Raw genomic sequence first — 25,015 nt, forward strand, 5'->3', positions numbered from 1 at the left:
ACCACGATTCAATTGATATGAGTCTATATTGTCTAGTTCACGGTGCCTTCCAAGCTAGTTGGTGTTGGGATTTGCTAATTCCCTACTTAGAAACACAGGGCCACAAAACTGTAGCAATGGATTTACCAATTGAAAATGCATCTGCTACTTTGTCCCAATTTGCAGATGTAGTAATTCAAGCGCTGCCAAAAACTGATGATGATATTGTCCTAGTCGGTCACTCAATGGCTGGTACTATAATTCCCCTGGTTGCAGAAGCGGTAAAAGTGCGTCAACTAGTATTTGTGGCTGCGCTGATGCCTCATCCCGAAATCAGTACACTCGATCAATTTTCTCATCGTCTTGATTCTGATACGCTTAAATCATTTAATTACCACCCAAAAGAGCCAAGTAAACTGCAACAGTTCCACGATGAACCTGATATGTTTGAACCAGCTTCCGTAGGCAAAGATTATTCAGAGGAAGCAGTATTAAGGGAGTTTTTCTTTCATGATTGTCAACCGGATGTAGCACAGTGGGCAATCTCGAAAAGCCGTTCGCAACAATCTATGGCATATATTTTTGAAACGAATCCTTTAAAAGCTTTGCCAAATGTTGAGCGTAAATATATTGTTTGTACCGATGACCGAATATTGTCTCCTACATGGTCACGCTACGCTTCCCGCAAGCGCTTAGGAGTCGATGCCATTGAACTACCTGCTGGACATTGCCCACACCTGTCTCATCCTGACCTTCTTGCCTCAATATTAACTAGTGATTAATTTTTTGAGCAATTTAAAATCTTTTGCCCAAGTGGCATATTTGAATGGTGCGTTGGCACAGCCCGCTATAGGCATCGCTCATAATAGATGAAGCCCGATAAAGGTAAACTGGTATGGATTGGAGAACTTATATTCATTCAGACCCGAAAATTCTCCTTGGAAAGCCTATCGTCAAAGGAACGCGGCTATCTGTGGAATTCATATTGGGGTTGTTTGCCGAAGGTTGGACAGAACAGCAAGTTACAGAAAGCTATCCAACTCTTAGCGCTTCTGCAATCCAAGCTGTGTTCGCGTTTGCCGCGGAGTGTCTCAAAGAAGATGTATTCTACACACCATTGCTGTCTACTGAGGCCAGGTAATGCGGTTTCTGGCGAATGAGAATTTCCCATTGCCCAGTGTGCGGCTGCTACGGCAAGCGGGTTATGATGTTGCTTCGGTGACAGAGGATTCTCCAGGCATTGAAGATACAGAGGTTTTAACTCGTGGCGCTAATGAGCAACGGGTGATTTTAACGTTTGATCGCGATTACGGCGAACTCATCTATCGCTTAAGATTACCATCACCAACTGGTGTGATTTATTTGCGATTTCGCCCCCATACTCCAGAGGAGCCAGCCACACTATTGTTAAATTTACTAGAGATAGAAGGATTGCAATTTGAGGAGCGGTTCACAGTATTAGAGCGAGATCAGATTCGCCAGCGTCCTTTGCCGTAGTTAAGGAATACCACAAATTCAAAAAGGCTAGAAACCGCTTCAAAGCCGTTTCTAGCCTTAATTTAATTAATGGGCAGTACCAGACTCGAACTGATGACATCCTGCTTGTAAGGCAGGCGCTCTACCAACTGAGCTAACCGCCCGTTTGACTAATCCTTAACTAATATAGCAAAAGATTTCGCATTGCGCTAGTAGTTTCAAGAAAATCTTTTTTTCTCTTATACTGACTCAGTATTGAGTTAACTCAGGATTTAGGATGCCCTCTGGTCGGACGCACGATCGCATTACTATGTATGCTCTGCCGTTCGTGGCGGGCGTTACTTTCTGGCAAACTCGCAGTAGTAATGCGACTTTGTTAGTTGCAGGCGGGTTTCTCTTTGGTGGGCTGATGTTTGGCCCCGATTTGGATATTTACTCTGTGCAATTTCAACGCTGGGGTTTCTTGCGCTGGATTTGGCTACCTTATCAAAAAAGTCTGCGGCATCGTTCTTTTTTATCCCACGGGCCGATTATTGGCACGATTTTGCGAATACTTTATCTGGGGTGTTTGCTTGCTATTTTGGCAATTTTCATTTTAGCGATCGCCGAAAGGTTATGGAATCTAAGCTTTACTTGGCAAGATTTGGGGGGAACTGTGGGGCGATCGCTCGTGCAATACGATACTGAATATATCGCCCTGTTTTTAGGGTTGGAACTCGGTGCGATGAGTCATTCTCTTAGCGATTGGGGCGGTTCGGCTTATAAGCGGTTTAAAAAGCAGGGGGTTCGGGGGTTGCTTCCTAGTGGCAAAATTAAGAAGCGGAAAGTTACAACTCGCGGTAGTCGTCGAGCTACAGTTAGCAGAAAGAGCAACGGAAGAACGACAAAGGACAAATGACAAATGACAAATGACAATGTTGATACTTTGGCGGCATTGCAGGAGTTAATTGAGGTGGTAGCAAAATTGCGATCGCCTGATGGTGGTTGTCCTTGGGATTTGGCTCAAACTCCTGAAACCCTCACCCCTTATGTGATTGAGGAAGCTTATGAGGTGGTGGATGCAATTAAGAGTGGGGATAAAGGTGCGATCGCAGAGGAGTTAGGCGATTTATTATTACAAGTAGTATTGCAAGCCCAAATCGCTAGCGAATCTGGACAATTTTCTCTCAAAGAAATAACTCAGGGGATTTCCCAAAAGTTGATTCGCCGTCATCCCCATGTGTTTGGTGATGTGTCGGTGGCAAGTGTGGATGAGGTGCGGCAAAATTGGGAACAGATTAAAGCGGAGGAGAAAGGTGAAGCATCTCCAGAGGCGCAAAAACTTAGTGCGAAACTCGCTCGTTATGGGCGCACTCTTCCCCCACTGACGGCGGCGATGAAGATTTCCCAAAAGGCTGCGGCGATCGGATTTGAATGGGAAAATATTCAGGGTGTCTGGGATAAGTTTCATGAAGAGTTGGGAGAGTTTCAACAGGCTTTAGCTGAAGAAACACCAGAACGGCAAGAATCAGAATTAGGCGATTTACTGTTTGCAGTGATTCAGCTAGCGCGTTGGCATAATCTCGACCCCAGCGCCGCTTTGCAAGGTACAAATCAGCGCTTTGTCCAGCGATTAGAAAAAATGGAGGCAGTTGTTGATCGCCCCCTTTCTGATTACAGTTTGGATGAGTTAGAAAAGTTATGGCAACACGCAAAAGCTCAACTTGCTAAAGAAGGGAGTGGGGAGTAGGGAGTGGGGAAGAGGCAGGGGGACTCGGGGCCTCCACGGAGTGGGGATTGGGGGAGAGGGGGCAGGGAGCAGGGGGAAATGATCCCTTTCTCTTGCCGTGGAATGAAGGCGTTAATCGGAATAGTTTTACCATTGTACTTTGTCAGCCCACCCTGCATAGTAACGATAGCAGGCAATGACTAACCCCAAGCTACCGAATGAATCTTGTAATGGCTTACCGTTGTCGAGAGTTTCTAGCCGCGCCAACTCATCGATGTTTTGCTCAATTAAGTCAGCTAGCTTGTAAAGCAACTCGCCGCGACGGGTAGCAGATATCTTTCTCCATTCTCCACTAGTGAAAGCAGCACGGGCTGCTTCTACTGCTTTATCTACATCTGCGGCGTCTGCTTCTGAGACTTCACAGATTACCTCGCCTGTAGTCGGGTTGATTGTTTCAAATCGGCAATCGCTAACACTATTTACACACTCATTGTTAATCAACAATTGGGTTGGGCCAATTTTAACCTGTTGTTCTGGTACTGTTGCTGTAACCATCAGGCCCTCCTTAAGTTATAAAAAAATTTTCTTAAATCTACTTATTATGTTTGTTGCTGTACAACCCTATAGGTGGATTTCTTTATAAATTCTTTATTTTAAAATAGTACTTAGAGGTTAAGAGAAGTATATTATTGTGTCTGATTCACTTTGTAGAACTCGTGTTGTCAAGACAAACCTCTACCTTTTGAGCAATAGTTTTGAGAGCACCTTTTAGCGTACAGTTGGGCTTATACTTGCTTGATGTTTACCGTCGTGTGCGCGTTGTAGTCTTAGCAAAGTGAGCAACATGAGTGTAGACGATTTTAGTCAACAAATAGAGACATTTAGCTCACGGGTGACGGGATTATTGCAGAGTGCTGCAAATGAGCCGTACTCGCAACAAGAGCTAACAGCTGAAGCTTTTGAGGAACTGAAAATCACTTTGGAAGAACTGAAAATCGCCTCCGAGGAACTACAAGCAACACGAATGGTAGTCGAGAAGGAGCGTCAGCGATACCAAGAATTATTTGATTTTGCGCCTGATGGTTATTTGGTAACTGATATTAATGGTATTATCCTGGAAGCTAACCGTGCCGCTACCATACACCTCAGTGTTTTACAGCGATTTTTGGTTGGCAAACCGCTACTTACTTTCATTGCCAGACCAGATCATCAAGCTTTTTTTAATTACCTAACTCAGTTGCAGCATCTCGATCGGGGCGGGGAATGGGAAGTGTGTTTACAACCACGAAAAAAAATCTGTTTTGATGTTGCTTTGACAGTAGTTACCGTCCGTAACGAGCAAGGTAAGGCAGTTGCTCTACGCTGGCTAATGCGCGACATTACCAAGCGTAAGCGTTTAGAGTCGGAACGCGAACGGTTATTTGCCAGTGAACAAGCCGCCCGGATTGCAGCCCAAGAAGCACAGAGGCGTTCTAATTTTTTGGCTGAAGCAAGTCGTGTCCTGGCATCTTCTTTAGACTACCGTACCACTTTAACCAGTGTCGCGCAATTGGCAGTGCCTACCCTAGCCGATTGGTGTATTGTAGATGTCGTTGAAAATAATTTGACGGTCTTCAATAACCCAGTGATAGCTGCATCTGAACCGCAAAAGGAAGCACTAGTAAGAGAATTGCGACAACGCTATCCAATTCCTGTTGATGCTGATTATGGGCCAGCGAAGGTTTTACGAAGTGGTAAGTCGGAACTTGCTACAAATATTTTTGAGTCGTCATTACATAGAAATGCGTCAAACCAAGAACACCTCAGTCTGCTGCACGAACTCCAACTTAAGTCTCAAATGACTGTGCCATTGGTGGTGCGTGAACGCAAGCTGGGAACAATTATATTTGCATCTGCACAACTAGGACGGCATTACACTATTGTAGACCTGGCAATGGCTGAAGAAGTTGCCCAACGTGCAGCCTCCGCCATTGAAAATGCACAGCTTTATCGCCAAGCCCAGGAAGCTAACCGAATTAAAGACGAATTTTTGGCGATCGTTTCTCACGAACTTCGTACACCTCTCAACTCTATGCTGGGTTGGGTTCAAATAATCCGTAATCGAAGATTGGACGAGGCAAGTACCTTTAAGGCACTAGGAACAATCGAGCGGAATGCTAAACTTCAGGGCAAACTGATTGAAGATATCCTGGATGTTTCACGCATTATACAAGGTAAAGTCCGTTTAAATCTCCGTAAAGTTGATCTTGTACTTGTAATTAACGCGGCCATTGAAGCTATATATCCCACATCTGAAATTAAGGATATTCAAATTGAGTCTAACCTTGATTCTTCAGTAGGTGAGGTTATGGGTGATTCAGAACGCTTGCAACAAGTGGTCTGGAATTTGCTCTCTAACGCTGTCAAATTTACACCCAGTGGAGGGCGAGTTGAAGTACATCTAAAGCAGGTAAACTCAAATGCCCAGATAACTGTTTCAGATACAGGTAAGGGAATTAGTGCTGACTTTCTACCTTTTATATTTGAGCGCTTTCGTCAAGCTGATAGCACAACTACTAGAGCAGAGGGTGGTTTGGGGCTGGGACTGTCAATTGTGCGCTACATAGTAGAAATGCACTCAGGCACTGTCCACGCAGCTAGCGAAGGGGAAGGACGGGGAGCAGCATTTACAATGTTGTTGCCAACTATAGAATTGCAACAACAGCAAATTCAAGAGAGTGAAGTAGAAACCGATCATCTCTCAGCGCTGATAGGTTTGCAAATACTCGTTGTAGATGACAATGCTGATACTCGTGAGTTAGTTTCCTTTATTTTGCAACAGTCTGGAGCAGATGTGACATCGGTTAGCTCAGTAGCTGAAGCTTTAGAAGCGCTGGTACGATTAAAGCCAGATGTTTTAGTCAGTGATATCGGAATGCCAGATGAAGATGGTTATGCGCTGATTCGCAAAGTGCGAATCAGCGAAGCAGCTCGAGGAAAAAAAATTCCAGCTGTAGCACTGACGGCCTTTGCGAGAGATGAAGAGTGCAAGCTGGCTCTGCAAGCTGGATTCCACGTTCACCTATCCAAGCCAATCGAGCCAGATAAGTTAGTGACTGTGGTGGCGAACCTGGTTAAAGGCAGCCAACAAGTTTAATGCATAAGTAAGCTCTCGGTAGCAAATGTTGTCGCTGATCAAGCAAATGCGATCGCTGATCAAGCAAATGTTGTCGCTGATCTAACAAATGCGATCGCTGATCAAGCAAATGATGTCGCTGATCAAGCAAATGATGTCGCTAATCAAACAAATGCTGTCGCTGATCAAGCAAATGATGTCGCTGATCAAGCAAATGCTGTCGCCGATCAAGCAAATGTTGTCGCTGATGTAGCAAATGCGATCGCTGATGTAGCAAATGTTGTCGCTGATGTAGCAAATGTTGTCGCGCCGCTAATCGCAAAGACGGCGTTTTACCCCCCTTAATCCCCCCTTAGAAAGGGGGGAAACAGGAAATTTAGTTCCCTCCCCAATACATACGGGGAGGGTTAGGGTGGGGTAACGCGGATCGTAATGGGAAGCCAGAGAACTGAATATCACGTTTTGACAAGAGTTTCACGTTAAGTTGACACGCATGGGCAAAGACAAGCCCCTATGGTAAATCTATATACCAGGGTTTTCGTGAATTGGTATAATTTATAAGCTGCATTAAAAAAAGGAGGCAGTTTCTTACTACCTCCCAACAAATTAAAGCTTGGATGGACTGAGAAATGCTTTAACAAGCAGGCTAGAAACTCAGCTAGCTGCTCAAGAAGATAATCAAAACCACTCCCAGGATATATCGATCCACGACCAAGGATGAATGACCTCTAATCGTGATTGCAATGACATAGCATCTCCTTAACATAGGAGTGGTATTTGATCCATCACTACTCAATAGATCCAGGGTTCGTGATCACAATTTTGTAAAAATTCAAATATTGGCAGTATAAATTATTTACTTAAGGAAAAGACTAGAGAAACATAAATTACGATGTCTCTCTAGTCTCCGGTACGCATAAATCATTTTTAAGACTTTCAAATAAGCTATGTAATAATACTTATAATGTTTTTATGGCTGTAATTTTACTACCTTTAATTTACCTGTGTTCGATAATCATAGAGTAAATGTTTTAAACCAAGTTTTGCTTCACCCGATCAGAGTAATCATTAATTACCCAAATGGTTCACCCGATTGGGGGAAGACGATAAGCAATGATGAACTGACATTGATAAGATGAGGAAAAAGTAAAGATTTGTACTATGACTATTGTTAACATTGTTTCTCCCCTAATTGCGATCGCAGGACAAACCCGCCAAGCTGCAAGTAAACTAGCAATTCTCTCCACTGAAGCAAAAAATCAAGCGATTGAAGCGATCGCTCAAGCTTTAGAATCAGCTAGAGATGACATTTTACATGCAAATATTGCTGATTGTGAAGCTGCTACTGCCGAAGGAATTCCCAAGCCACTTTATAAACGCTTGCAGTTGGATGAACATAAATTAAGAGATGCGATCGCTGGGGTACGAGATGTTGGTAAGCTAGCTGATCCTATCGGTAAAGTGCAGATTCACCGCGAACTTGACACTGGTTTAATTCTCAAGCGAATTACTTGTCCTTTAGGTGTTTTGGGAATTATTTTTGAAGCACGTCCAGAGGCGGCGATTCAAATTGTTTCCTTAGCGATTAAATCGGGTAATGGCGTGATTCTCAAATGTGGAAAAGAAGCGGTACGTTCTTGTGAAGCGATAGTTAAGGCAATTAAACAAGGATTATCTCAAACTGCTGTTAACCCTGATGCAGTGCAGTTACTCACAACTAGGGAAGAAACTTTAGAACTTTTGAAGTTAGATAAATATGTAGATTTAATTATTCCCAGAGGTTCTAATTCCTTTGTGCGCTTTGTGCAAGAAAATACACGAATTCCTGTATTAGGTCACGCCGATGGTGTTTGTCATCTTTATATAGATAAAGTGGCAGATATTTCTAAAGCAGTTCCGATTACAGTAGATGCCAAAGCGCAATATCCGGCTGTTTGTAATGCAATTGAAACTTTGCTAGTTCACCAATCAATTGCTAGAGAGTTTTTACCAAAAGTTGCTGAGGCTTTGCAAGAACGCCATGTGGAATTAAGAGGTGATAAACGCACATTGGAAATTTTACCAAATATCCTAGCTGCAACAGAAATAGATTGGGAAACAGAATACAGCGATTTTATTTTGTCTATTAAAATTGTAGATTCTTTAGAACGTGCGATCGCGCATATTAACGAATATGGTTCTCGTCATACTGACGCGATTATTACTGAAGATTCAGCATCTGTGGAAACTTTCTTTGGGTTGGTAAATTCAGCCAATATATTCCACAATTGTTCTACCAGATTTGCTGATGGTTTCCGCTATGGTTTCGGTGCAGAAGTAGGAATTAGTACGCAACAAATGCCTCCCCGTGGGCCTGTTGGGTTAGAAGGATTAGTTACATATAAATATCAAATGACTGGCGATGGTCATATTGTAGCTACTTACACCGGGGGGAATGCTAAAGCTTTTACTCATGAGGATTTGGGGTAAAGTATTCTCAGATATAGGACCCATATTTGATTTTTGAACAAAACTCAGTACACCTTTATTCCTTCTTCCCAGTCCCCAGTCCCTTACCTCCACGAGTGATTCAGAAATCAAAGACGCTCGATAGCGCAGCGTAAAGCCTACGGCATGGCTTCGCTTAGAGCGACGCAGGAGCGTCTGACTCGCTACCGCTTCGCTATCGGATTGCTATATCACAAATACTACATAACTAAAAAAAGTGGGTATTAGCGGTTGCATCTTACAGAGAATTCTTTATGACCGTTATGAGTGAAACTGTCTATATTGAAACCAGCATAGTAGGATATCTAACTGCTAGGCCCAGCAACAACTTGATTCTCATGGCAAATTTGGAAGCTACGCGCGAATGGTGGGACACTCGCCGAAATCATTTCAACCTCTATATCTCTCAAGTGGTTTTGGATGAGGTGGCGCGAGGTGATATTGAGATGGCGACTAGGCGACTTGAGATACTCTCTGATTTTCCATTACTCGAAGTAAATAAAGCTGTACAAGATTTAGCAGCGCAATTTCTCACAAGAAGCAATCTTCCACCCAAAGCTGCTGATGATGCACTTCATATTGCTGTGACTACAGTTTACGGTTTGAACTATCTGTTAACGTGGAATTGTAAACATATTGCTAATGCTCAGATGCAGAAAAAATTATTACAGATTAGTCTTGAAGCTGGGTACGAGCTACCAACAATTTGTACACCTTATGAATTAATGGGAGAATAAAAATGTGGAAAGATGAAGTTCTGGAAGAGATTTACAGAATTCGAGAAGAACACGCCAAGTTGTTTAACTACGATTTACAAGCAATTTGTGATGATTTGCAAAAGAAGCAAGCTGTTAGTGGAAGGAAAATAATCTCAGTACCACTCAAACAACCAAGTCAGCAGTCTAACAAATAGCTGCACCCTAACCAAGCAAATTTTAGTGATTGAGTGTTGCAAAATCATCGGTGGCTGATAAATTAGCTATTAAACTAATGCTTTGAGTAATGCCTGAAGTTTAAGTTGCACCTCTGCAAACTCCTTGTCAGGATCAGATCCCGCCACGATACCAGCACCAGCATACAATCTCGCGCGATCGCCATCAATTAATGCTGAACGAATTCCCACAATAAACTCGCAGTTTCCCTGAGAATCTATCCAACCCAGAGGTGCAGCATACAAACCTCTTTCAAAGTTTTCATAACGCCGAATTTCTGCACAGGCTACATCTCGTGCTGCACCAGCAACGGCTGGTGTAGGATGCAATTGGGCGACAATCTTTAATGGATGTATATTAGCGGGAACTGTAGCACTGATTGGTGTCCATAAATGCTGGATATTCGATAATTGTCGCAGGCGTGGTGCTAATATTTGCGGTAATAAACCTAGCTGGCATAGGCGTTGTGTAATGAAATCAAGCACCAGTGAATGTTCGTGCTTTTCTTTTTCACTATTAAGCAAGCGATTGGCATTAGCTGCATCTTCAGCAGGGGTTTTACCTCGTGGTGCAGAACCAGCTAAAGCATCAGTGATTAACTGCTGATTATTAATACTAATTAATCTTTCTGGACTTGCACCAATAAAGTTTTGTCCTTTGCCATTACTTGTAGAAAAAATATAACAATTAGGATGTATTTGCCTAAGATTATTTAAAGATTTAACTAAGTTAAAGTGGTTGCTTGATTTTACATCTAATATATCTGCGAGGACAATCTTGCTTAAATGACTAGACCTAATTTTTTCTAAAACAGATACTACTGAACGTTTAAATTGAGTAGCATTTGTGACAGATTTCTTGTAGAAGGTTGCTGGGAAACAATCAATATTAGCAGAGTAATATTCTAAAGATTGGATAAATTTAATTTTATTTTGGACATTCTCTAATAACCTTTGAATATTTACACTTTCTTTGATAATTATATTTGTTACTAATATGCAACGCTGATTTTTAACAGCTACTTGCCAACGTGGAAGAAAGATGGTCGCAGATGGAAATGGATAATCTACTTGGGCATTTTTATCAAAAAAGCTGAAATAACAAAAAAAGTGAGGCCCAGAAAAAGGTTGATTAGCGTTACCAAAATTAATTATATTTTTTAGACGAGATTTGATAAAATATTCAGCTTGAGTAAAACGTTCTGCACCATCAATCTGTAATTTTGCTACAGAATCAATTGCTGCGATCGCTTCTCCTTTACCTTTATCCTCAAAGTAAAAATTTATTTCATTTGCTTGTGTTAGTTTATCTAATACAAGTAAAGGGTCAACTAAATCGATCTCCTGAGAGATACTGACAATTTGCTTGCAATTACTTTTGACGCACTTTTCTTGCACTGCTACCAAAAATTGATATAAATCTTTGTGTACAGAGAGGTTGTTACGACATGGTGAAACTGTCATGGATCTATAGTAAATTTTTTTTAAGTTAACTTCCTAAAGTGTAATTAATCGTGGTCGTATTTCTACAGGTAACATATTAAGTTATCATTTCACCAGCGTAGGAATTGCATTGTCTATGGTGTTCCCAGACCCTGACAAGCCAGTTCCAGCCCAAGCTGGAACATGAGAGTAGAGTGTAAACAACACAAGGTTAATGAGCCACAGTCAAAGTAGCAGTTGTTTTTAGCCCATAAATATCTAGTACAGCACGGGTACAAAAGCGACCAGTCCAACAGTTCAAAAACCCAAATCATAATTTTTTTGACTTTTGACTTTTAACTTTTGACTTCCGCGTAGCGGTGCGTCTATTTAAATTATAAAATCTCAAGTGTAAGTAATTTTCCAGTAATTTGATTAATCACCACTGATGACAACTAAGCAGATTTTATATCCCAACACTAAGTTATGGATGGCAGCGATTAAACCGCCAATGTACAGTGTTGCCATTATGCCTATTTGGGTAGGAACAGCAGTAGCATTTGCCGAAACTAAAAATCTTAATGGTGCGGTATTTTCTACTTTTGTAGCTTCGGCAATCTTAATTCTAGCCTGGGAAAATATCAGTAATGATGTCTTTGATTCTGAAACAGGTATCGATCAAAATAAGCACCATTCTCTGGTTAACTTAACAGATAATAAGCCATTAATATTTTGGATAGGAAATTTGTGTTTAGGTTTGGGGTTGCTGGGCATACTAGCGATCGCTCTTTGGCAACAAGACCTAACTGTTATCGGCATAATTTTACTATGCTGTGGTTTGGGTTATATGTACCAAGGGCCTCCTTTTCGCTTAGGATATCAGGGTTTAGGTGAGATCCTTTGCTTTTTTGCCTTTGGCCCCTTAGCAGTGGAGGCAGCATACTACAGCCAAACCCAAACTTGGTCAATGACAAGTTTAGCAGTCTCAGTCATTGTCGGGATTGCCACAACCTTAATTTTGTTTTGCTCACACTTTCACCAAGTTAAGGATGACATAGCCGCAGGCAAGCGATCGCCTATCGTCCGTCTAGGAACCCAAAAAGGGGCCCAACTCCTAGTTTGGTTTACTGCTAGCATTTATCCCCTCACCTTGCTATTTGTGCTATTGGGAATTTCTCCAGCTTGGACGTTATTGAGTTGGGTGAGTTTACCGTTTGCTGTCAAATTATGCCGCCATGTTCAAGAAAATCACAACCAGCCAGACAAAGTTAGTAACTGTAAATTTATTGCCGTAGCCGTGCATTTCTGGGCTTGCTTGCTACTTGGACTGGGATTTGTGCTTTAGTTGGGCATTGGGCATTGGGCATTGGGCATTGGGGCAGAGGGAGAATGACTAATGACTAATGGCTACAGATTTGAATTTCGTCCTTATCAGCGAAGATTTGTGCGAACACTGACTACCAATCATGGTAATTGGGATATTCGTGAAGGTATTATCCTCCGGCTTACCGATGAATCAGGTAAAGTCGGCTGGGGAGAAATCGCCCCCATTAGCTGGTTCGGTTCCGAAACCCTAGAAGAAGCTTTAGATTTTTGTCGCCAACTCCCAAGAGAAATCACAGACGAGATAATTTTCTCAATACCAGATGAGTTACCTACTTGTCAATTTGGCTTTGAGTCAGCTTATGAGATGGGAAGTGAGGAGTGGGGAATGGGGAGTGGGGGAAATGAGGGAGATAATTTTATAACTCCTAACTCCTCACTCCTAACTCCTAACTCCTCACTCCTAACTCCTAGCTCCTCACTCCTCACTCCTCACTCACTTTTCTACAGTGCGTTATTACCAGCAGGGGAAGCGGCTTTAAATCAATGGGAAACGTTGTGGCAGCAGGGATATCACACATTTAAGTGGAAAATTGGTGTGTATGCGATCGCTGATGAACTAGAAATTTTTGAGTCACTGATAGACACCTTACCAGACTTTAGCAAACTGCGATTAGATGCCAACGGTGGACTCAGCTATGAAGAAGCTAACTTATGGCTGCGGACTTGCGACAATCTCAAGGCGAATGCAGAACTACCCGTAGAAATTGAATTTATCGAACAACCCTTACCCGTTGAGCAATTTCAGGAAATATTGGAATTGAGTACGAGTTATGAAACTGCGATCGCAATAGATGAATCTGTTGCCACACTTAGGCAACTCGCCGCTTGTTATCAACAAGGTTGGCGAGGGATTTTTGTGATCAAGCCTGGGATAGTTGGATCGCCATCTCGTCTGAGAAACTTTTGTCACCAGCATAAAATTGATACTGTATTTTCATCAGTATTTGAAACTGCGATCGGTAGACTTGCAGCACTCCAGCTAGCGGCGGAATTATCCCGAAACAATAGGGCAGTTGGTTTTGGTATCGACCATTTTTTAGAACAAGAAGAAACATGGCTTCAAAGTCTATGGAACGACCTTTAAACTGTCTTAATAACCTAACTCAGGATGATTGGCTTATTGGTTACAACAGCCATCAATTTAATCAGATAGCTCAAGAATTATATTTACAACTAACACAATTATCAGCGTATGGAATACCACCAAAAATCATCTTAGCTGAACGCAAACCAGTACGATTTTTAGCAAGTTTCATTGCCGCTTGTGCAGCTAATTGTCCAATTTTTATTTGTAACCCCGACTGGGGAACACAAGAATGGCAGCAAGTCTTTGATTTAGTACAGCCAAATATTATTTTGGGAATAGGCAATAGCGAATGGGAAATAAGAAATAACGATAATTACCAATGCCCCATGCCCCATTGCATTATGATTCCCACAGGTGGTTCATCCGGGCAGATTAAATTTGCCATCCATACTTGGGAAACTCTCATCGCATCTGTAAAAGGATTTACAGAATACTTTCAACTAAAACAAGTCAATTCATTTTGTGTATTACCGCTATATCACGTTAGCGGTTTAATGCAATTTATGCGCTCTTTTACCACCGGAGGTAAACTAGCTATTCTGCCATTCAAAGCAGTAGAAACAGGTAAAATATTCAATATTAAACAATCAGAATTTTTAATATCTTTAGTTCCAACGCAGTTACAAAGACTCCTGCAAAATCCCGAATTAACTGAATGGCTAACCCAATTTAACACTGTACTTCTGGGAGGTGCGCCAGCATGGAACGAACTATTAGAGAAAGCCAGATCTCATCGCATTCGGTTAGCACTTACTTATGGCATGACAGAAACTGCTTCTCAAATTGCGACCCTCAAACCAGATGATTTTCTCAGTGGTATAATTAGCAGTGGTAAAATTCTTCCCCATGCAAAAGTAACTATTCGCAATCAGCAAGGCGATATTTTAAATTTAAATGAAATTGGAAATATCACCATTCAGGCTCAATCTTTAGCCCTTGGGTACTATCCTATAACCAGAGAAAATCAAGCTGATTTCCAAGTAGATGATTTAGGCTTTTTAGACGAGCAAGGTCATTTAAATATTGTCGGACGTAACAGCGACAAAATTATTACAGGTGGAGAAAATATTTACCCAGCAGAGATTGAATCAGCTATACAAGCAACTCAATTAGTTGCTGATATTTGTGTAATCGGCATCCCAGATAAACATTGGGGACAAGCCTTAACAGCGATTTATATTCCCAACAAATCAAATACCTCTGCTTTAAAAATCCAAACCCTACTCAAAGACAAACTCAGCAAATTTAAAATTCCAAAATATTGGATTCCCCAACAAAATCTACCTCGCAACTCCCAAGGTAAAATTAACCACCAACAATTACAGCAAATAGCCAGAGAATTCCTCCAAAATTCCATCACATAATCTCTCTAGACTTTCTTCTCTCTGCGCTCTCTGCGTCTCTGTGGTTCATTCCCAACCACTGAATAATCTCATCAGGTAATTCCTGCTTACTTCTACTACTTGCATCAATACAAACATGCCTAGTAATAGCCTTAGCAACCATCACCTCAGTCACTGTAATTTCGTAAGTAATTTCAAACTTATCACCACCTATTTTTTGGGGAATTAAACTAATCAGTAACTTGTCCCCGCCAAACATAGGGCGTAAAAAATCGACACTAGCATGAACAATGGGGAAAGCTACAGATGGATTAGTAAAAAACTCTTTGAGATTAATACTTGATGCTTCTAGAGATTCTTCATAAGCTTCATGGCAAAAACTCAAAACATTAGCAAAATAAACTACCCCAGCAGCATCAGTATCTTGAAAACGAACCGTGCGGTTATAAGTAAAAGACATTTTTGACAATTAATTAAGTATTAAAAAAACAGCAGGTTTATCGCCTGCTCTACAAAGTAATTATATTGCAACTAAGTATTCTAGCAGAAGCGATCGCTATGATTTAGCGCATCTTCATACAAAATTGGGATTACGCGCCACCTTTAGTTAGTTTAAGACAAGGTAATCAATAATTTAAAATTTCAAGTAAACAGACTTTTAAAACAACTTCATCAACCCGGTACATTAAAAAAAGCCGATTTTTTTTTAATGTATACTATCCCTTAAATTAAACTTGATGTAGTCTTGCCATCGAAGTAATTAATCTAAAATTTATGCAGCCAAATCTTCTAACCAATAGGTCAAAGCAGATGGTAAATGTGTTTGTTCTGCTACTGGTTTCCTCATTTTGCTGGCAAAATTCAGTGAAGGCGCAGTCTCAGTCAAATACGCAACTTTTGCCGTTTTTTGATAATATAGATAACCTGGTTCCTGTTCGTTTGCCCGCAGGGCAACAGGCAGATATCACACCACCTCCACCATTGCTAAATCCTTTTGACAAGGCTGTACTAAAACTCTGCGGCCCTATTGGTACAAGAGTTAGTTATAATAATTTTAAACAATTGTTATCTTATTACCCAGATGTGTTGCAGAAACTTCAGCAAGCTAGCGGCGGTGAACTGCGTTCTGGGCGTAATAATAAAGCACAATTTCTCGATGATTTAACCAATATTTGGTTTCAACGTCGAGGGTTTGAGCATATATTTTGTGGGGAAATATATAACGCCAATGATATTGGTGGCTTACATTTTAACGGCAGATATTTACAACTACAAAATGAAAGAATAAGCGGACGGTTGCCAAATAATCAGGGACGAGAGGAAGTTGTACCTGGAGTCATTTATACAATGGGTGTAGTAATTAAGCAGAAAAATAGGACAGTAACAGATGTCATCAAAGGCTATAGCTACCTCAGCAATGCTGAAGAAATGCTTTTAGATGCCACCAAAATATTTAAACTCCAAGGTAATAATGAGGGAGCGTGTATTTATAATGTACGTGACCGAGAAACGGGTCAATCGTTTCCTACAGTTTTTGTTAGAGAAGAAAAAGCAATCATTACCTATTACCCTGATGCTACTCCTCAAGGTGCAAAATGTAAAATTTAAAATTTCTAGATTGTCTGCAATAAGAGTATAGAGAAAAGACATGATCTTAGAAACACACCGCTTGCTAATGCGTGATTTTGTAGAGGCAGACTGGCAGGCGGTTTTTACTTATCAATCTGATCCTTTGTACTTGCGTTACAGCTATTGGACGCATCGCACACAAAAGGATGTTTGTGAATTTGTCCAGATGTTTATTGGTCAGCAAAAAGAGCAACCAAGAACAAAGTTTCAGTTAGCTATTATCCTAAAATCAGAAAATCAGCTTATTGGTAATTGTGGTATCCGTGTAAATGACCCGGAAATGCGGGAAGCAAATATCGGCTATGAATTAAACACTCAGTATTGGGCACACGGTTATGCAACAGAGGCAGCACAAGCCATTTTAAAGTTCGGCTTTGAAGAACTAGAAATGCATCGTATCTGGTCTTGGTGTGTTGCACAGAATGTTGCTTCTGTAAGGGTATTAGAAAAAATTGGTATGCGTTGTGAGGGTAATCTGCGAGAAAAAGAATTAATCAAAGGCAAATGGTACGACAATTTTCTTTACGCTATCCTTGACCACGAGTGGAAAGCAAAGTAATACTGCTTCTATGAGCTACCTCAGAGACAATATCGTAAATTGCTGGGAAATTGAGGGTAAGACAAATTCAGAGGGTCACAGACATGACCAACACTATCCTCAATTTCCAAACAGCTACCGGACACGAAATTTTAGCAGCAGCAGGTAAAAAATATCTTCGGCCTGGTGGACGAATAGCCACGGAGAAATTATTTCAGTGGGCAAACTTTCAGCCTGGAGAGACAGTTTTAGAGCTAGGTTCTAGCTTTGGATATAGTGCGATCGCTTTAGCAAAAAGCTACCATGTCAAAGTAGTAGGCGTTGAAAAAAATCCTGATAGTGTAGCTTGTGCGCGTGCTAATATCTGCGCTGCTGGGTTAGAAAATCAAGTCGAAATAATTGAAGGTAATATTTTCAACCTAGAGGCAATCTCAGGAAAGTTTGATTATGTATTGGCAGAAGCCATTCTCACAATGCAATCCCCATTGGGAAAAACCAAGATTTTAGCTGAAATTCATAATCGGCTCAAACCGGGAGGTAAATTCCTCTCCCATGAACTCTTAGCCACTGACAAAGAAGAACAAATTCATGTTGACTTAGCACGAGTAATTCGAGTTAATTCTACACCACTTTCAGAATCCAACTGGATTACGGCTTTTGTAAAAGCAGGGTTGCAAGTAGAGCAATGCCAAACTGACTCAATGAATTTATTGAATTTAAAGCGGATGTTTCAAGATGAAGGTATTCTTAACACAATTCGGATTTTGTGGAAGATATTGACGCAGAGAAATATTCGCAAACGGGTTTTAGAAATTCACCAAGTTTTTCATAAATACCAACACGAATTAGGCTACATCATTTTGTGTGCTGTTGCCTAGTAAGATAATTTATTCCCAAAATTATCACCTGATAAATACCGATAATTTTTGAATGATTTTCAACCCTTGTTTACGGTTAATAATCCGAAAATACTATGACAAATTCAATCAAAACTAGCACATCTTTTATTACCCAACTACGAGAACAAATTGAATACCCCAGCGCAGGAGTTCTCAGCAAAGTACTGCTAAAAGATAACGCTTGTCAATACACTTTATTTTGTCTAGCAGCTAACACTGATATTTCGGAGCATACCTCCACTCGTAATGCCACTATCAACGTAATCGAAGGCAGAGGTTTACTTACTTTATCTGGAGAAGATATTGCACTTAAAGCTGGTGTTTTTGTCTTTATGCCTGCTAATGCACCTCATGCTTTAAAAGCTGAAGAAAACCTGACATTTCTGCTCACACTTTCTGAGAAAGTTGCAGATAGTAATTAGTTATCTATGGAGTCTTAAAAAATGCGATCGCTACTTTTAAGTTTTGCTGAAAACTTGAATTTTTCTGAAACTCAGTTGGAAGAAATACTATCACAGCCTCTAACTAAAGTTCTCAATTCGCCTGAGTTGCAGCAAGCATTAAGCAGCTTAGATACTAATTTACTTAAGGAAACCTTACCCACAGCAGGAGGAGTTTTAGCTAAGGAATTACCACCTTTCTACAACTGGCTAAAAGATGAGTTAGGAGTTAAGCGGGTTCCTGATAGTCCTGATCACACAACGACATGGGTAATTGGTTTCCTCCATAATCAAGAAAGTTTAACTCATTTAGTTGAGTTACACCGTCCAGTACCTCGTCCGGCTTTAGAAGCGTCTATTCCCCGCTTGATAAGGATGTTTGAAGGTGTCGAAGACGCGCAAGTTCGGCAAGAATGGCAAAAAGCGATCGCAGCTCTATGTTTAGTTTTAGTTGTTGCTGCACGCGAAGAAGATAGAGCAGCTGTAGCAGTCTGATAACTCTTTACGGAAAATTAACCTTATGAAATCTGCCTCCGCAGGTTTTTTCTGTGAAACCGCGAATTGTATTCGTCAGATCAAATCTATATCTCCAGATGCGATCGCATCCAATTTATCCGCATCAAATATTGTAATCGTTCCACCCCGACTATAGGCAATTACTGGTTTGAGACTTTTAATTAACCGCACGCATTCTTCGTAAGTAATGCCGCTACTCCGAGCCATGCGATAATAAGATAATTTGACTTTTAAACACTCGCCTTGTGAAGTTGATTCAGTTCCAGATTCAGCAGCAAAATATTGAATTAATCTGGCAAGGCGAACAATAGCTCTTTCAGACACTAAGCCGTGAACTGTCTCATGTAATTGCTGAATTCGACTGTTAAAAACCATCAGCATTCGTAATGCAATTTCAGGATTTTGCCCAATAGCTTTTAATAAAGTATCTCGCTCTACAGTCAGTATTTCACAATCAAATTCAGCAGTCACAGTTGCCGGAGAAATTCCATTTCCCAATAAAGCAGGAGCCGCAAAAATTTCCCCAGCAGCTAGGGCGCGGAGAATCGTCTCTTTGCCCGTTGTTGCTGTTTTGGTAACTTGAATTGCTCCACTGACAACAGCATAGAGTTTTGCTGGTAAGACATCGCCCTCATGTAAAATAATCTCACCTTTGCGATATCGTTGCACCTGAGTATAAGGTTGCAAACTTATCTTTTCTGCTGTTTCTAAACCTGCAAACACAATTATTTGTGAAAGTTGCTCCAGGGATGCCTGCATGATTAGCCCTATATTGCAAAGGCTGGACGATGATGAATCCAAGGGTTAGCTGCTTCTAATTGTGCTGCTAGGCTGATCAGTGTAGCCTCAGCAGCAGGTTTACCAATTAGCTGCACACTCATGGGCAAACCATTACTATCAAAGCCTACAGGAATTGCGATCGCAGGTTGTCCAGTTGCATTCGCAGGCGGACAAGGAGCAACCCACTCAATAATATTTTGGAATGTCTCTTCTGGACTCAGAGAAGCCCATTCCCCAACGCGAATAGGTGAATGTAAATAAATTGGCAATACCAGCACATCCACAGTATCGAAAAACGCCACAATTTGCCGTGCCACTACCTGCATTTGAGAAACTGCTTGCAAATACTCAGGAACAGAACCTGTGCGTGCAAATAACCAGCGATTCACTGGCTGCATGGCTTCAACAGGAAGTCCTGATGCAGCTATCCCAGCTTGCCAGACGATTTGAAATGGTTCAACTAAACCACTAAAATCTGGAGATTTCTGTTCAACGTGGTGGCCGAGTTGTTCTAATAACTGGACTGTTTGGCGGACACCTTGCTGACAGTTAGCGTCAGCTTCTCCCAAAGGAGAAATACTAGTGTCAAAGGCAATTCGCAAAGCACCGAGTTTTGTCTCAGTAGCGGCGAGAAATGATGGTTCGGGATCTGGCAACCAGTAAGGATCGCCTGTTGTATAGCCAGAGATGGTATCCAAAAGCGCAGCAGCATCAGCCACAGTCCGGGCGATTGGACCGTTGACGGCAATTCCAGCGAGGCGTTCGCCTACGGGTGCTTTACTAACCCTGCCCCTGGATGGCTTAATTCCCACCAAACCACAACAAGCCGCAGGCCCCCGAATTGAGCCACCGCCATCTGAACCTTGAGCGATCGCACACAATCCCCCTGCTACCGCCGCCGCCGCCCCACCACTGGAACCGCCAGGAGTGTATTCTAAATTCCACGGATTTCTGGCTGGGGGAAAACCCATAGGTTCACTGTATGGAAACGAACCTAATTCGGAAGTAGCTGTTTTACCGAGAATAGTAAACCCAGCTTGCTTAATCCGCGTCACAATTCCATCATCATAATTAGGGATATTGTTCAGTAATGCCGGATTTCCGTAAGTACAGGTAACACCTGCTACAGCATTGAGGTCTTTAATGGAAATCGGCACACCAAAAAATGGCGGTAGTTCTGAAGTAGTTGTCAATAATTCTGTTTTGGCTTTGGCATCTGCGATCGCTAATTCTGCCGTCACCGTAAAATAACTTCCTAATTGGGGGTTCAACTGCCCAATCCGTTCTAAATATATTTCCACCAACTCTAGCGGTGATACTTCCCGGCGACGAATTAATTGCGCCAACTCTAGCGCTGGGGTAAATGCTAAATCAACTTCATTCATAGGTTAGTGAATGGGTAATTTTGTTTTTCTCTGAGATTTTTAAACGGAAATTGTTACTTTAGGTGGATTTACGGGAACTATACATTTTATAGCTCCTGAGATTTGTCATTCAACTAGGATGCTCAGATGCAACAGGCCTGCTTACTCAAGCCATTTTAATTGTTTCACATAAACTTTCGACAAATCCCTAAGGGGTACTTATGGCTAACCTAGAAAAACTTGTTAGTGAATTACCAACACTGATTCAGAGCCTAAAACTGACTATTGGCGATTCTAATCAAATCATGGAGCAAATTATCCTGATCAATAATGCTCAGGAACAACTACGGAATATTAAGAAATTAATTGCTCAGGAATTGAAATTTGAGAATATCAAAGGTTCTGCGATCGCTACACTTCCTCGAATAGGTACTGTAGCTAGTTTGTTTATGCCTAGTGTGGGATTAGTAGATCCTGCGATCGCAGAAAAATTTGGCCACTCAAAAACTAAAATTTCATTAACTGAACTACAATCAAAAATTGATGGCTGGATTGAATGGGGTTATTTTTTGCAGGCAATAGCTACTGATATTCTCAGTGATGTTCCGTTTGTAAATCAACTAAATTCTGATATTAATCATCTAAGCATACGCACCAAATTTCAGATTATTGCTGAAAATTTAAAAAACAACTTATTTTTTGAAGATTTTAATATTGTAGAGCGTCAAATTCAAAAAATAAGCAATTATCAAAATGAATTATTAGAACTACAACAGAAGTTAAATTATGTTTTTGATACTATTAAAAATAGCCGTAGTTTATTAAATATTTTATTAGGTGTATCTGCTTTTTGCGGAAAATCTGGTTTCGCCTTAGAGTGGTTAGATGATGACCACGAATTAATTATATCGAGCGATGGTAAATTTCAAGAATTAACAGATATTCTCAATGATTGTGATTATTTCCAAGAACAAATTGCTACTTTAATTATTCAGGGTGATACTTTAAGGGAACAGGCAGAACAAGCCATAAAAAAGATTGAACAAGAAAGTACTAAAGAGCCAATTATTAGCCAGCATGCAGAAATAGTACCATTTTCGACACAAAAAATAGTACGTTCAGCTTTGCTCATAGCCTCAAGTTTATTAATCTTAGGTTTTGGTGGTTGGAAAATTAAAGAGCAAAGTCTACAATTGCAGCAGATGAGTCTAAGCTTAACTCAAGAAGAGAGTGCGATCACAAAGTTTAAATCTGCTCAAAAACTTGGTATGGAAGCTGCTTCTCTGGTTCAAAAACCACCGCATCCTTTACAAGTCTGGCAACAAGCAGAAACTAAATGGCATCAGGCAATAATCTTGTTAGGTAGTATTCCTAATGAAACATCAGTTTCTGAGCGAGCAAAGAAGAAATTGGCTTACTATCGAATTAACTATAAATCAATAAGTCAAAGAGTGTTAATTGAAAAGAAAGCCTTAGCAAACTTAGAGTCAGCCCAAAAACTAGCAATAGAAGCTAATTTATTTGTACAAAATTCGCCTCATTCACTATTAGTTCGGTAGGAAGCGTAAGACAAATGGCAACAGGCAATCGATTTATGAGAGGATGTTTTAAAAGTCTCAGAAGATATAATTTTGGTGTTCTCATTTAGGTTAACTTTGACGATAAATCAAGGTTTTAGCGATGTATTGAGATACATTGTTCTCCTAACTAAGAAAGCAAAAGAGCCTTTTAAAACATCCTCTTAGTTACTCTATGAGTTTGATAGAATTGATTGGAGTTAAATCGTAATAACCATACTGACCCTGATATAGAGTAAACGGACAATTGGTTCCATTCGAGTTTTTACATAGCAGAACCGAAGCGCCTCCGGTCTGGTTGTTGTACACCCAGTGGTAATTGTACTGATTATAGAGTTTGTAAGTACCGTAGCGGTAATATTTATTGCTAGGCGTAGAAGTATCAATGTAAGCATTCTCTGCATAAATGCAAACGTACCCAGATGGGCATTTATATTTAGTTTGCGCTTGTGCAGGAGATGTAGCAGTCGTACCGAGCAACAGCAAAGCGCTCAAAGACAATAAGCTAGAACCTATTGAACTTAAAAGTTTCATAAAATTCTTCGCAATAGCTAATACCTACAATTTAAAAAATAAACTACAAATTCCAAGAATTACGAAAATTGTTTACTAATTTTTACAATCCCTAAACTAATCTTCCAATCCTGCCAAATCCCCCAACCTCAAATTACATTTTGTAAACATATTATGTAGTACACACTTTATTTTTGCTACATCAGCAATATGAACCCAAGGATTTATATGATGAACTTAAGTTCAACATTACTCTACACAAGCTAAAGAAACACTTCCTATTTATAAAACTAACTATGCGGCGATCAGATAAATAATTCAAAACTAAAAAACGATTACAATATTTATGATTTCTCTAAGAAGTCACGAATCCGAGCCTTTCGATTTTTGTAAAAAAATTAAGAGGTAAATCGCCTTCTTTTGACGCTTCACCTCTCTCAACAACAGATAATTACAACTAAAAATTACAGCTTAGAACGGTCAGTCAAAATCTCATAACCAGTCTCTGTCACCAAAACTGTATGCTCAAACTGAGCAGACAAAGAATTATCCACAGTAACTGCTGTCCAACGGTCAGATAATGTCCGGGTGTGTCTAGAACCTGCATTTAAAATTGGCTCAATTGCTAGCGTCATCCCCGCACGGAGTTTAACATTTGGCATCTCGCGGGTACGGTAGTTGAATACTGAAGGTTCTTCGTGCAAGTTACGACCGACACCGTGTCCAGTGAATTCTTCAACTATACTAAAACCGTTAACTTTAACATGGTCTTCAATTGCTCCAGCTAAGTCAAGCAGGTATGCACCCGCCTTAACTTGTTCAATGCCTTTATATAAAGCTTCTTCTGCTACGCAAATTAGTTTAGCGGCTTCTTGGCTCACTTCACCAACAGCAATCGAGATGCAAGAATCACCATGAAAGCCTTGGTAATAAGCGCCCGTATCTACTTTTAAAACATCCCCCACGCGAATTACTTTCTTGGGACTAGGAATGCCATGCACTGCTTCATTGTTAATGCTGGAGCAAATAGAACCTGGAAAACCGTGATATCCTTTAAAACTTGGTGTTGCACCCATTTCGCGGATACGTTTTTCTGCATAAACATCCAAATCAGCCGTGGTCATTCCTGGCTTTACTATCTCGGAAATTTCTTTTAGGACAGTTGCCACAATTGTCGCTGATTGCCGCATGATTTCAATTTCACGCGGCGATTTAATTTCAATTCCTCGGCGCTGTTTTTTCGATGTTCCAGGCTGAGTTGCTTGAGGAAGTAAGTTACTGAAAATGTTCATGGGAAATTAATAATTACTGGTGGCTCTGACACTGAGTATTAATGCTTTCTCTAGATTACTTGAGAAATAATATCTATAATTTAAGTTATTTTAATCCCTGATAGGGATTCTTCCAGTTTAGCCGCTAACGTATATATAGTAACATATTTGCCTACTCTTGATATGTTGGGATTGAATCAAAATCGCCATAACTTATTATTTGCAGCACCTATGAAACTGAGATAAACTATCTTTAATTGAAACATTAGATAGCTGTCAAATACTGAGTCGAATAATTTTTAATTCTTGATGGCAATTTCTCCAGTCATACCTGCTTCGGTATGTCTTGCTATTGGACAACGTAAGCCATAAGTACTAGATTTCAGGGAAATACCCATTCTGCCTCAGCACCCGGCTTGAGTTCCAGTTCGTGAATGGCTCTTACTTATTCTTTATATTATCCATACCTAATGCCCATCTCTACTACTGGTCAAGTTTAAATTGATGGGTAAGCAAGTTTGTAGTAAGGACTTTAGTCCTTACTACAAACCCTC

The 25,015-nt window shown here is 40.6% G+C and carries 26 protein-coding genes, 1 tRNA gene and 1 pseudogene; 19 read left to right on the forward strand and 9 right to left on the reverse strand.

Going from position 1 to position 25,015, the window contains the following annotated elements; translation table 11 throughout:
- Positions 1-17: 17 nt before the first annotated feature.
- The 3 genes from LC608_RS03345 (at position 18) to LC608_RS03355 (ending at position 1,476) form a co-directional block, all read left to right on the forward strand.
- Positions 18-761: an alpha/beta fold hydrolase gene (locus tag LC608_RS03345; RefSeq protein ID WP_229552171.1), complete on the forward strand. Its 744-nt coding sequence runs from the start codon at positions 18-20 to the stop codon at positions 759-761.
- A 113-nt stretch (positions 762-874) separates the two neighbouring features.
- The gene (locus LC608_RS03350; RefSeq protein ID WP_229552172.1) at positions 875-1,120 is read left to right on the forward strand and encodes a DUF433 domain-containing protein; all 246 of its coding nucleotides are present in this window, start codon (positions 875-877) and stop codon (positions 1,118-1,120) included.
- Positions 1,120-1,476 (forward strand): DUF5615 family PIN-like protein, encoded by a 357-nt coding sequence (locus tag LC608_RS03355; RefSeq protein WP_229552173.1) that lies wholly within the window; start codon positions 1,120-1,122, stop codon positions 1,474-1,476. The genes LC608_RS03350 and LC608_RS03355 overlap by 1 nt, the downstream gene beginning before the upstream one ends.
- Before the next feature lie 70 nt (positions 1,477-1,546).
- On the opposite strand, the gene LC608_RS03360 is transcribed toward LC608_RS03355, so the two are convergent.
- A tRNA-Val gene (locus LC608_RS03360) sits at positions 1,547-1,619 on the reverse strand.
- A gap of 113 nt (positions 1,620-1,732) precedes the next feature.
- On the opposite strand from LC608_RS03360, the gene LC608_RS03365 reads away from it, so the two are divergent.
- Entirely contained in the window at positions 1,733-2,353 is a 621-nt protein-coding gene (locus LC608_RS03365) for a metal-binding protein (protein ID WP_229552174.1), read from the forward strand.
- A gap of 3 nt (positions 2,354-2,356) precedes the next feature.
- Complete coding sequence (gene mazG, locus LC608_RS03370; RefSeq protein WP_229552175.1) at positions 2,357-3,184, forward strand: nucleoside triphosphate pyrophosphohydrolase; 828 nt, start codon at positions 2,357-2,359, stop codon at positions 3,182-3,184.
- A 126-nt stretch (positions 3,185-3,310) separates the two neighbouring features.
- On the opposite strand, the gene LC608_RS03375 is transcribed toward mazG, so the two are convergent.
- Complete coding sequence (locus LC608_RS03375) at positions 3,311-3,718, reverse strand: aldehyde dehydrogenase family protein (protein ID WP_229552176.1); 408 nt, start codon at positions 3,716-3,718, stop codon at positions 3,311-3,313.
- 289 nt (positions 3,719-4,007) lie between these two features.
- Here LC608_RS03375 and LC608_RS03380 point away from each other — a divergent pair, with 289 nt between their 5' ends.
- The 5 genes from LC608_RS03380 (at position 4,008) to LC608_RS03400 (ending at position 9,678) form a co-directional block, all read left to right on the forward strand.
- Positions 4,008-6,299, forward strand: a complete 2,292-nt coding sequence (locus tag LC608_RS03380; RefSeq protein WP_229552177.1) for an ATP-binding protein — start codon at positions 4,008-4,010, stop codon at positions 6,297-6,299.
- Between the two features lie 88 nt (positions 6,300-6,387).
- Positions 6,388-6,531: a hypothetical protein gene (locus LC608_RS03385; RefSeq protein ID WP_229552178.1), complete on the forward strand. Its 144-nt coding sequence runs from the start codon at positions 6,388-6,390 to the stop codon at positions 6,529-6,531.
- Positions 6,532-7,439: 908 nt separating this feature from the next.
- Complete coding sequence (locus tag LC608_RS03390) at positions 7,440-8,747, forward strand: glutamate-5-semialdehyde dehydrogenase (RefSeq protein ID WP_229552179.1); 1,308 nt, start codon at positions 7,440-7,442, stop codon at positions 8,745-8,747.
- A 281-nt stretch (positions 8,748-9,028) separates the two neighbouring features.
- Positions 9,029-9,502, forward strand: a complete 474-nt coding sequence (locus LC608_RS03395; RefSeq protein WP_229552563.1) for a type II toxin-antitoxin system VapC family toxin — start codon at positions 9,029-9,031, stop codon at positions 9,500-9,502.
- A 2-nt stretch (positions 9,503-9,504) separates the two neighbouring features.
- Positions 9,505-9,678, forward strand: a complete 174-nt coding sequence (locus LC608_RS03400) for a hypothetical protein (protein ID WP_229552180.1) — start codon at positions 9,505-9,507, stop codon at positions 9,676-9,678.
- 69 nt (positions 9,679-9,747) lie between these two features.
- Here LC608_RS03400 and LC608_RS03405 read toward each other — a convergent pair whose 3' ends face one another.
- Complete coding sequence (locus LC608_RS03405; RefSeq protein WP_229552181.1) at positions 9,748-11,160, reverse strand: isochorismate synthase MenF; 1,413 nt, start codon at positions 11,158-11,160, stop codon at positions 9,748-9,750.
- A 406-nt stretch (positions 11,161-11,566) separates the two neighbouring features.
- On the opposite strand from LC608_RS03405, the gene menA reads away from it, so the two are divergent.
- Genes menA through LC608_RS03420 form a run of 3 tightly spaced genes read left to right on the forward strand, consistent with a single transcriptional unit; the run spans position 11,567 to position 14,955 of the window.
- Entirely contained in the window at positions 11,567-12,463 is an 897-nt protein-coding gene (gene menA, locus LC608_RS03410; protein ID WP_229552182.1) for a 2-carboxy-1,4-naphthoquinone phytyltransferase, read from the forward strand.
- Positions 12,464-12,514: 51 nt separating this feature from the next.
- Positions 12,515-13,588: an o-succinylbenzoate synthase gene (locus LC608_RS03415; protein ID WP_229552183.1), complete on the forward strand. Its 1,074-nt coding sequence runs from the start codon at positions 12,515-12,517 to the stop codon at positions 13,586-13,588.
- Entirely contained in the window at positions 13,573-14,955 is a 1,383-nt protein-coding gene (locus LC608_RS03420) for a 2-succinylbenzoate--CoA ligase (protein ID WP_229552564.1), read from the forward strand. Before LC608_RS03415 ends, LC608_RS03420 begins: the two co-directional genes overlap by 16 nt.
- On the opposite strand, the gene LC608_RS03425 is transcribed toward LC608_RS03420, so the two are convergent.
- Entirely contained in the window at positions 14,948-15,394 is a 447-nt protein-coding gene (locus LC608_RS03425; RefSeq protein WP_229552184.1) for a thioesterase family protein, read from the reverse strand. The genes LC608_RS03420 and LC608_RS03425 overlap by 8 nt on opposite strands.
- Before the next feature lie 350 nt (positions 15,395-15,744).
- Between LC608_RS03425 and LC608_RS03430 the strand changes: the two genes are divergently transcribed.
- The 5 genes from LC608_RS03430 to LC608_RS03450 all read left to right on the forward strand — a co-directional run bounded on the left by LC608_RS03430 (position 15,745) and on the right by LC608_RS03450 (position 18,935).
- Positions 15,745-16,542: an EndoU domain-containing protein gene (locus tag LC608_RS03430; protein WP_229552185.1), complete on the forward strand. Its 798-nt coding sequence runs from the start codon at positions 15,745-15,747 to the stop codon at positions 16,540-16,542.
- Positions 16,543-16,582: 40 nt separating this feature from the next.
- The gene (locus LC608_RS03435; protein ID WP_229552186.1) at positions 16,583-17,122 is read left to right on the forward strand and encodes a GNAT family N-acetyltransferase; all 540 of its coding nucleotides are present in this window, start codon (positions 16,583-16,585) and stop codon (positions 17,120-17,122) included.
- Positions 17,123-17,205: 83 nt separating this feature from the next.
- The gene (locus tag LC608_RS03440; RefSeq protein ID WP_229552187.1) at positions 17,206-17,979 is read left to right on the forward strand and encodes a cyclopropane-fatty-acyl-phospholipid synthase family protein; all 774 of its coding nucleotides are present in this window, start codon (positions 17,206-17,208) and stop codon (positions 17,977-17,979) included.
- Positions 17,980-18,074: 95 nt separating this feature from the next.
- Complete coding sequence (locus LC608_RS03445; protein ID WP_229552188.1) at positions 18,075-18,422, forward strand: cupin domain-containing protein; 348 nt, start codon at positions 18,075-18,077, stop codon at positions 18,420-18,422.
- A 21-nt stretch (positions 18,423-18,443) separates the two neighbouring features.
- Entirely contained in the window at positions 18,444-18,935 is a 492-nt protein-coding gene (locus LC608_RS03450; protein WP_229552189.1) for a hypothetical protein, read from the forward strand.
- A 75-nt stretch (positions 18,936-19,010) separates the two neighbouring features.
- On the opposite strand, the gene LC608_RS03455 is transcribed toward LC608_RS03450, so the two are convergent.
- Both LC608_RS03455 and LC608_RS03460 read right to left on the reverse strand, forming a co-directional pair.
- Positions 19,011-19,715 (reverse strand): Crp/Fnr family transcriptional regulator, encoded by a 705-nt coding sequence (locus LC608_RS03455; RefSeq protein WP_229552190.1) that lies wholly within the window; start codon positions 19,713-19,715, stop codon positions 19,011-19,013.
- An 8-nt stretch (positions 19,716-19,723) separates the two neighbouring features.
- Entirely contained in the window at positions 19,724-21,121 is a 1,398-nt protein-coding gene (locus tag LC608_RS03460; protein WP_229552191.1) for an amidase, read from the reverse strand.
- A gap of 356 nt (positions 21,122-21,477) precedes the next feature.
- On the opposite strand from LC608_RS03460, the gene LC608_RS03465 reads away from it, so the two are divergent.
- Positions 21,478-22,659: a hypothetical protein gene (locus tag LC608_RS03465; protein ID WP_229552192.1), complete on the forward strand. Its 1,182-nt coding sequence runs from the start codon at positions 21,478-21,480 to the stop codon at positions 22,657-22,659.
- 186 nt (positions 22,660-22,845) lie between these two features.
- On the opposite strand, the gene LC608_RS03470 is transcribed toward LC608_RS03465, so the two are convergent.
- From LC608_RS03470 to LC608_RS03480, 3 genes and pseudogenes are all read right to left on the reverse strand, one after another.
- On the reverse strand, positions 22,846-23,211 hold the full coding sequence (locus LC608_RS03470) for a hypothetical protein (RefSeq protein ID WP_229552193.1): 366 nt from the start codon (positions 23,209-23,211) through the stop codon (positions 22,846-22,848).
- 443 nt (positions 23,212-23,654) lie between these two features.
- Complete coding sequence (gene map / locus LC608_RS03475; RefSeq protein WP_229552194.1) at positions 23,655-24,482, reverse strand: type I methionyl aminopeptidase; 828 nt, start codon at positions 24,480-24,482, stop codon at positions 23,655-23,657.
- Between the two features lie 278 nt (positions 24,483-24,760).
- Positions 24,761-24,900: pseudogene (locus tag LC608_RS03480) on the reverse strand (copper-binding protein); the annotation flags it as partial.
- Positions 24,901-25,015 lie beyond the last annotated feature (115 nt).

The sequence above is a fragment of the Nostoc sp. XA010 genome, assembly GCF_020829625.1.
Lineage (GTDB): Bacteria > Cyanobacteriota > Cyanobacteriia > Cyanobacteriales > Nostocaceae > Nostoc.